This is a genomic window from Aurantimonas sp. 22II-16-19i (assembly GCF_002088275.1).
In the GTDB taxonomy this organism is placed as follows: domain Bacteria; phylum Pseudomonadota; class Alphaproteobacteria; order Rhizobiales; family Rhizobiaceae; genus Jiella.
The window spans coordinates 25,177-32,472 of the sequence record NZ_AQQS01000051.1 but is presented as its reverse complement, the minus strand read 5'-3'; the positions used below and the strand labels follow the sequence as shown (position 1 = coordinate 32,472).

Genomic DNA, 7,296 nt, shown 5'->3' with positions numbered 1-7,296 from the left:
CCCCTCTGTCCTGCCGGACATCTCCCCCACAAGGGGGGAGATCGATCTCGCTCTGACGCCTCGCGCCAATTGCGGCGAAGCGTCTGGCGGAAAGGTCGAAGAAGCGTCTGGCGCAAAAGTCGAGGAGGAGGGAGCGGCGATCCAGCGCGTGATCTCCCCCCTTGAGGGGGAGATGGCTGGCAAGCCAGAGGGGGGTTGCCCGGGCGCCGACCTGGCCGGGAAGCGCCCACGCCGGCAACCGCGCAACCGCGTCAGGCCGAGGCGACCTGACGCAGACGGGGTCACACCCCGTGCGTCGCCAGCGTCCCCTTTGCCTCCTGCGCGGACGCACGCGGCTGGCGGGACTTGGCGGCCGCAACCTCGCCGGCGATCATCTCGGCGGTGATGGCCGAGAGAGTCCAGCCGAGATGGCCGTGGCCGGTGTTGTAGAAGACGCCGGGCCGGCGGCCCTGCCCGACCTTCGGCATCATGTTCGGCATCATCGGGCGCAGGCCCGCCCAGGGGATGACCGAGGAGGTCGACACGCCGGGGAACCGCGTGCGGCACCATTCGACGAGCGGGCGGATGCGGGCGTCCTTGATGTCGCGGTTCTCGCCGGAGAATTCCGCGGTGCCGGCGATGCGCAGGCGGTCGGCGCCGAGACGGGAGGTGACGATCTTGGCGTGGTCGTCGAGGAGGCTGACCATCGGCGCGCCGGCGCGGCTTTCCGCGTCGGTGAGGTTGACGGTGATCGAATAGCCCTTGACCGGATAGACGTTCACCCGGTCGCCGAGCTGGGCCGCGAACTTCCGGCTGGCGACGCCGGCGCAGACCACCACCGCGTCGAAATGCTGGCGGGTCGCATCCGTGGCGGCGCCGGCCTTGCGCCAGAAGACGTCGACGCCCTTCTCGCCATCGGACTTAAGCCGCGTGACGTCGGCGGAGAAGGTCAGCCGGGCGCCGTGGCGCCGGCAGGCCTCGGCGAGGTTGCTCGTATATTTGTGGATGTCGCCGGTGAAGTCGGATTCGGTGAAGAAGCCGCCGACGAAATTGCCACGGATGGTCGGCTCGATCGCGGCGATCTCTTCGGGACCGACGGCGACGCGCTTCAGGCCGCCCTTTTCGAGCAGCGTGTTGACCTTGGCGGCATGGGCGAACTCGCTCTTTTCCTCATAGACGTGGAGGATGCCGCGCTTTTCGGCATCGAAGGAGAAGCCTTCGCGCTCGGCCATGTCGAGGAGATGGGCCCGGGCGGCGATGGCGAGCTTCGTCGTCGCGATGGTGTTCTGTTCGTAGTTGCGCGCCGCCAGCACGAATTCGGCCATCCAGGAGAGCTTGTGCCAGGAGGGCTTGGGGTTCACCAGCAGCGGCGCGTCCTTGGTCAGCATCCACTTGATGCCCTTCAGGAATGTCGACGGCTGGTTCCAGACCTCGGCGTTGGAGGCCGACAGCTGGCCGCCGTTCGCAAAGGAGGTCTCCATGGCGGCATAGGGCTGACGGTCGAAGACGGTGACGTCGAAGCCGCGCTGGATCAGCTTGTAGGCGGTGGTGATGCCGGTGATGCCGGCGCCGATGACGGCGATGGAGGTCATGACGAGCCTTTCTTCCGCGTTGGCGCGGAGATCCGTGCTTGCCCCTCCCGTCATGAGCCTGAGAGCTTCACCGCGCGCGGACGAACTCCGGCGGGGCTTTCTCCTTCGGCGGACGACCCGCTCACGGGCCGCCACTCTTCGGACTTTTTGAAACGAAACGGTCCGTTTGCCTGAGAGTTTCCGGGGCGGTTGCTCCTTCGGCGCCGGCCTCGAAAGCCGATCTCTCCCGTATTCGTCGATACCCTCAGACTAGCGTCCGAAACCTTTCCCGACAATGACGAGGGCCCATCGAATGCGTGCATGGCTGCCATGCGCAAACGCCGCGGCGCAGCTTTCGCCGGCGATTGCGATGGCCGCGGGGGCTGCAAGGCGCCCGCCTCGCAGCGACTGGCAAGCGTCAGTCCATCTCCCCGGCGTAAAGCTCGGCAGTGAGGTGAGGTGTCCGGTGGGCACGACATGCCCTGTCGACCAGTATCGTTCGTCCTTGCAGGGCTCCCCTTCGAGGACGAGAAAAAGAAGAGATCGTAACGCGCGTGGGCATCAGAGCCAGGATCATCGCTGCATTCCTCCCGGTCGCCATCGCGGCGCTCGGGCTCGGCGTCGCCGCCGACCTGACGATGAACGACGCCTTCCTCGCGCCCCCGCCGCCACCACAGCCGCAGCGCCAGGAGATGGCGCCGGACCGGCCGGAGGTCTCGCCGCCGGTGCGGATGGCCGCCGACACCCTGCCCGCGCTCGCGCCCGTCGCAGATACCGTCGCTCAGGATTTCGCCGAAAGCGCAACCGGTGAACTCGATGCGGTGCGGCTCGCCGCCGTCGATTATGTCGAGGACGGGACGAAGGACAGCTACGACCGCTTCCAGACGGCCGCGACCGGCCTCACCGAGCTGTCGCCGCAGGAGCGCGTCCTGGTCGACGCGCGCCCCGAGCTCGCCAGCGCCCTGAAACGCATCGAGACCTCCGTCGCCTCCTGGCGCTCGGCCGTCGACACGCTGGCCGGGCTGAAGTCCGGCGAGGACAAGGCGAGCGAAGCGGTCGCCGCGGCGGGCCCGCTCGCGGTCTCGGCGATGTCAGACGTCATCAAGCTCGCCTGGCGGGCTTTCGACATCGAGGCCCTCTACCACGCGACGGCGACCTTCGAATCGCTGAATGCCAGCCTCGTCTCCGCCGAGCGCTTCCTGCGCACCAGCGACCGCGCCGCCTTCGACGTCGCCCAGTCGAAGCTGAACGAGGCGGTCGGCCGGCACGCCGCGATGACCAAGCTGATGACCGACCGGGCGCAGCTCGAACGGGCGCGCGAGGCGCTCGTGCTGATGAAGGACTATGGCGAGAAGCTGACCGCGACGAAGGACCTCGCCGCCCGCATGCGGGAGCTTCGCTCCGGCCTGCTGCTCTCGGCGCCCCGCGCGGTCGCCGCCAGCGTTCTGGCGCTGCGCCCCGTGGCGGCGGCAGCCGTCGCCGTTGCGGCTCCCGTGGCCGAAGCGCCTGCAGAGGTCGCAGACACCGCCGCGGCCGAGCCTTCCGAGGCCGATGCAGCCTCCTTTGCGCAAGAGGCGGCCGATTCCGCGGCAAGCCCGGCGCCCGCATCCCTGCCCGAAGGCCGCATCGTCCTGTTCGGCAGCATCCTGGTCGCCCTCGTCGCGCTCACCAGCGGCCTCCTCGCCGCATCGCGGACGGCGGCGCCGCTCCTCCGGTTCCGGACAGCGCTGACGCTGCGGGCCGCGGGCGAGGCCATGGGCGAGACGGACGTCCCGCTCGAGGCGGCCGGGCGGAAGGACGAGATCGGCGACATCGCCCGCGCCGTCGCCGAGATCGAGACGCGCAGCCGCAACGACAGCGCCGCCGCCGCCGCGGCGATCGAGCTGCACCGGTCGGGCGAGCGCGACGAGGTCGCGCGGGAGGCCGCGGCGCTCGCCGCCGAACGCGCCCGGATCGATGCCGATCTCGACATCCTCTCCTCCGGCCTCGATCGCCTCGCCGATGGCGAGCTGACGACGCGGATCGCCGAGGCGCTGGAATGCGTGCCCCATGTCGGCCAGAGGTTCGACCGGCTGGCCGTCAATCTCGAGCAGACCTTCTCCTCGCTGCACATCGCCAATGCCTCGCTCGCCACCGGCCTATCGGAGATCTTCGAGGCGACCGACGACCTCGCAAGGCGCACCGAGCAGCAGGCGGCCAATCTGGAACAGACCGTCGCCTCGCTCGGCGACGTCTCGACGGCCGTCGCCGAGACGGCCGAAGGCGCCCGCCAGGCCGAGCGCGCAGCCGCGACGGCCAGAGACACCGCGGGCGACGGCGGCAGCATCGTCGGCAAGGCGATCGGCGCGATGTCGGCGATCGAGCAGTCGTCCCAGAAGATCGTCAGGATCATCGGCGTCATCGACGAGATCGCCTTCCAGACCAATCTCCTCGCCCTCAATGCCGGGGTCGAGGCGGCACGGGCCGGCGAGGCGGGCCGCGGCTTTGCGGTCGTCGCCCAGGAGGTGCGCGGCCTCGCCCAGCGCTCGGCCGATGCGGCCAAGGAGATCAAGCAGCTGATCAACGCCTCGAACGGCCAGGTGAAGGAGGGCGTCTCGCTGGTCACCGCCTCCGGCCGTTCGCTGGACGAAATCGTCGAGCGGGTCGCCGAGGTGAGCAAGCTCGTCGCCGAGATCTCCCAGCGCGCCCAAGATCAGGCGGCGAATCTGAAGGAAGTCTCGAGCGCCGCCGACCAGATGGACAAGGCGACCCAGCAGAATGCCGCCATGGTCGAGGAGACCACCGCCGCCGCCCAGCAGCTGAAGGCCGAGAACGAGACGCTGGCGGTGCTGATCCGCAACTTCGTCGGGGCGAAGGGCGGCGGGGCGGGCCGCGCGTCGCGGCCGGCGCCCTCGCGCCAGCCCGCAAGGCCCGCGCCGTCCCGCGGATCGACGCCCGACGACGACGGCGACACCGTCCTCTGGAACGCCCCGCCGCGCCGTCCGGCCGGCCGGCCCAGTGGCGCCGCGGTGGCCGCGGCCCAGCCCCGGGCGACGCAGGACGTCGATGGCTGGGAGGAGTTCTGAGGCAGGCCGTCGATCAATCTTCGGGAAATCGGGCCGACGCCCCATTGGATCACCGATGAACTCTCGCATTGCAGTCTGGGACACCCACTGATTGCACGGAGCAGCTCACGTGGTAATGTCGATCCATTGTCGAAGTCGGAAGCGTAATCCACATGATTGCAACTGGGTTTTAGTTGCAAGACTGGTTGACTTTCGGCAGGGTGGATTGCCGAAGCATGTCACAGCTGGAGAAGCATCAAGGATGCCTTTCGCGCATGCCGCGGCCCGTACCCATTCGACAGGTTCGAACGCATGCTCAAGCTCATGGGCTACGACCATGTCGCGCGCGGAAAGACGGGCGGCAGTCGACGGAAAATGTTCAACGAGTCGACGGGCCATCTCATCGTATTCCACGAGCCGCACGACAACGAAATGGGCGCAGGAACGGTCAATGCGATCAGAAACGATCTGATCGAGAAGGTTTGCTGTGATGCTGAACCACAGGGGATATCAGGGGGCGGTCAGCTTCGCCGATGGCAGGCTGATCATCAGGATTCTCCACATCGAAGACACTGTGACTGACGAGTGCGACAGCGCTTCCAAGGCTCAGGCGCATTTCGAAGGTCTTGTCGACGATTATCTGGACACTTGCAAAGCGCTGGGAAAAGAGCCGTCGCGGCCGTTCAAGGGCTCGTTCAACGTTCGCGTCTCGCCCAGCCTCCATCGCCGTGCGGCCATGGCGGCGGCCGATCGTGGCCAAAGCCTCAACGCCTGGGTCGAGCAGGCGATCGAGAACGATCTGGCGACCTGCCATGAAGGGGACGAGACGACCGGCACCGGCATCGCCCGACGTCTGTCGGCATAGTCGGCGCCACGCCGTTTCCTTCGCAGGTCTTTCACAATTCTCTCAGGCAGCGGATTTCGCCGCCCTCACTCCCCCCGCGGAAACCTCGCGTTCTCCTCGACGACGTTGAGGTCCATGTGGTTGCGCATGTAGCGCTCCGAGGCTTTCTTGAGGGGCTGGTAGTCCCAGGGATAGTAGCTGCCGTTCCTCAGCGCCTCGTAGACGACCCAGCGCCGCGCCTGGCTTTCGCGCACCTCGGCGTCGAAGCGCGCCATGTCCCATTTCGCCCGCATCTTGTCCTCGAAGGCCCGCAGCGTTTCGACATGGGCCGGATCGCCGGCGAGGTTCGTCAGTTCGTGCGGGTCGGCGGCGAGGTCGAAGAGCTGCGGCGGGTCGATCTCGCAGTGGTTGAACTTCCACCGCCCCTCGCGGATCGACACTATCGGCGCCTGCGACCCCTCGGCGGCATATTCCATGAAGACCGGTTCGGGGCGCTTGTCGCCGGTCACCGTCGGCACCAGCGAATGCCCGTCGGTCCAGGGCATGATCCCGCCCATGTCGATGCCGGCGAGGTCGCAGAGGGTCGGCGTCAGGTCGATGGTCGAGACCGGCTCCTCGACGCGCTTGGCGTCGAGGCCGGGCGCGGCGATCATCAGCGGCACCCGGGCCGAGCCCTCGTAGAAGCTCATCTTGAACCACATGCCGCGCTCGCCGAGCATGTCGCCATGGTCTGAGACGAAGACGACGATGGTGTTGTCGTCCATGCGCGTGCGGGCGAGGACGTCGAGGAGCGAGCCGATCTTCTCGTCGATGTAGGAGAGATTGGCGAAATAGCCGCGCCGCGCCCGGCGGACGTTTTCGGCGGTGATCTCGGATTTCGACGCGTCGTTGGCGGCGTAGAGGCGCTGCGAATGGGCGTCCTGTTCGGCGAGGGGGATCGGCGCGACCTCGGGATCGAGATGGTCGCAACCTTCGTAGAGATCCCAGAACTTCTTCCGTGCGACGTAAGGGTCGTGCGGATGGGTGAAGGAGACGGTCAGCGCCCATGGCCGATCGTCATGGCCGCGCGACAGGTCGTAGAGCTTCTGCTCGGCGAAGAAGGCGACCTCGTCGTCATATTCCATCTGGTTGGTGATCTCGGCGACGCCGGCGCCGGTGACCGATCCGAGATTGTGGTACCACCAGTCGATGCGCTCGCCGGGCTTGCGGTAATCCGGCGTCCAGCCGAAATCGGCCGGGTAGACGTCCGTCGTCAGCCGCTCCTCGAAGCCGTGCAGCTGGTCCGGGCCGACGAAGTGCATCTTGCCGGACAGGCAGGTGTGATAGCCGGCGCGCCGCAGGTGATGGGCATAGGTCGGGATCGCCGACTGGAACTCCGCCGCGTTGTCATACACACGGGTACGGGAGGGCAGCTGGCCGGACATGAAGGAGGCCCGCGCCGGCGCGCAGAGCGGGCTCGCCGTGTAGCTGTTCGCGAACCTCGTCGAGCGTGCCGCGAGCGCCTTCAGATGCGGCATGTGGAGGAAATCGGCCGGCCCGTCGGGAAACAGCGTGCCATTGGCCTGATCGACCATGATGATGAGGAAGTTCGGGCGGTTCATGAGGGCGATCTTTCCGGCAAGGCGTTGGAGAGGCATCTCGTGACGGCCCTTGCGGCATAACGCGCCAGGGGCGCGGGCCGCAATGGGGAGGCATTTCGCCGCCGCCGCGGGATCCCGTCCGTTCGGGCAGGCGTCGACCCCGCCGCCGGGGCGCGCGCCGACGATGCCGCCCCGGCGGTGCATCGCCGAAACGCCCGGGCCGGCTCGGTCACTGCCTGCAGGAAGAGGCCGCATCGCCGGGAGAGATCGGCCTCATC

At 67.9% G+C, this 7,296-nt stretch carries 4 protein-coding genes and 1 riboswitch; of the genes, 2 read left to right on the top strand and 2 right to left on the bottom strand.

Annotation, left to right across the window (positions count from 1 at the left end; translation table 11 throughout):
* Window positions 1-281: 281 nt before the first annotated feature.
* Complete coding sequence (locus ATO4_RS25120; protein WP_083594618.1) at window positions 282-1,571, bottom strand: D-amino acid dehydrogenase; 1,290 nt, start codon at window positions 1,569-1,571, stop codon at window positions 282-284.
* A gap of 148 nt (window positions 1,572-1,719) precedes the next feature.
* Window positions 1,720-1,810, bottom strand: a riboswitch (glycine riboswitch).
* Between the two features lie 294 nt (window positions 1,811-2,104).
* Here ATO4_RS25120 and ATO4_RS28170 point away from each other — a divergent pair.
* Entirely contained in the window at window positions 2,105-4,615 is a 2,511-nt protein-coding gene (locus ATO4_RS28170; RefSeq protein ID WP_083594607.1) for a methyl-accepting chemotaxis protein, read from the top strand.
* 469 nt (window positions 4,616-5,084) lie between these two features.
* Window positions 5,085-5,459: a type II toxin-antitoxin system HicB family antitoxin gene (locus ATO4_RS25105; RefSeq protein ID WP_083594603.1), complete on the top strand. Its 375-nt coding sequence runs from the start codon at window positions 5,085-5,087 to the stop codon at window positions 5,457-5,459.
* A 65-nt stretch (window positions 5,460-5,524) separates the two neighbouring features.
* Here the strand turns inward: ATO4_RS25105 and betC are convergent, their stop codons facing one another.
* Window positions 5,525-7,039 carry a choline-sulfatase gene (betC, locus tag ATO4_RS25100; protein ID WP_083594616.1) on the bottom strand — a complete coding sequence of 505 codons (1,515 nt, stop codon included), beginning with the start codon at window positions 7,037-7,039 and terminating at the stop codon, window positions 5,525-5,527.
* Window positions 7,040-7,296: the final 257 nt, after the last annotated feature.

Bases quoted from the DNA above. Each gene is read 5' to 3' on its own strand.
- ATO4_RS25105 (WP_083594603.1), top strand. From the start codon at position 5,085: ATGCTGAACCACAGGGGATATCAGGGGGCGGTCAGCTTCGCCGATGGC.
- betC (WP_083594616.1), bottom strand. From the start codon at position 7,039: ATGAACCGCCCGAACTTCCTCATCATCATGGTCGATCAGGCCAATGGC.
- ATO4_RS25120 (WP_083594618.1), bottom strand. From the start codon at position 1,571: ATGACCTCCATCGCCGTCATCGGCGCCGGCATCACCGGCATCACCACC.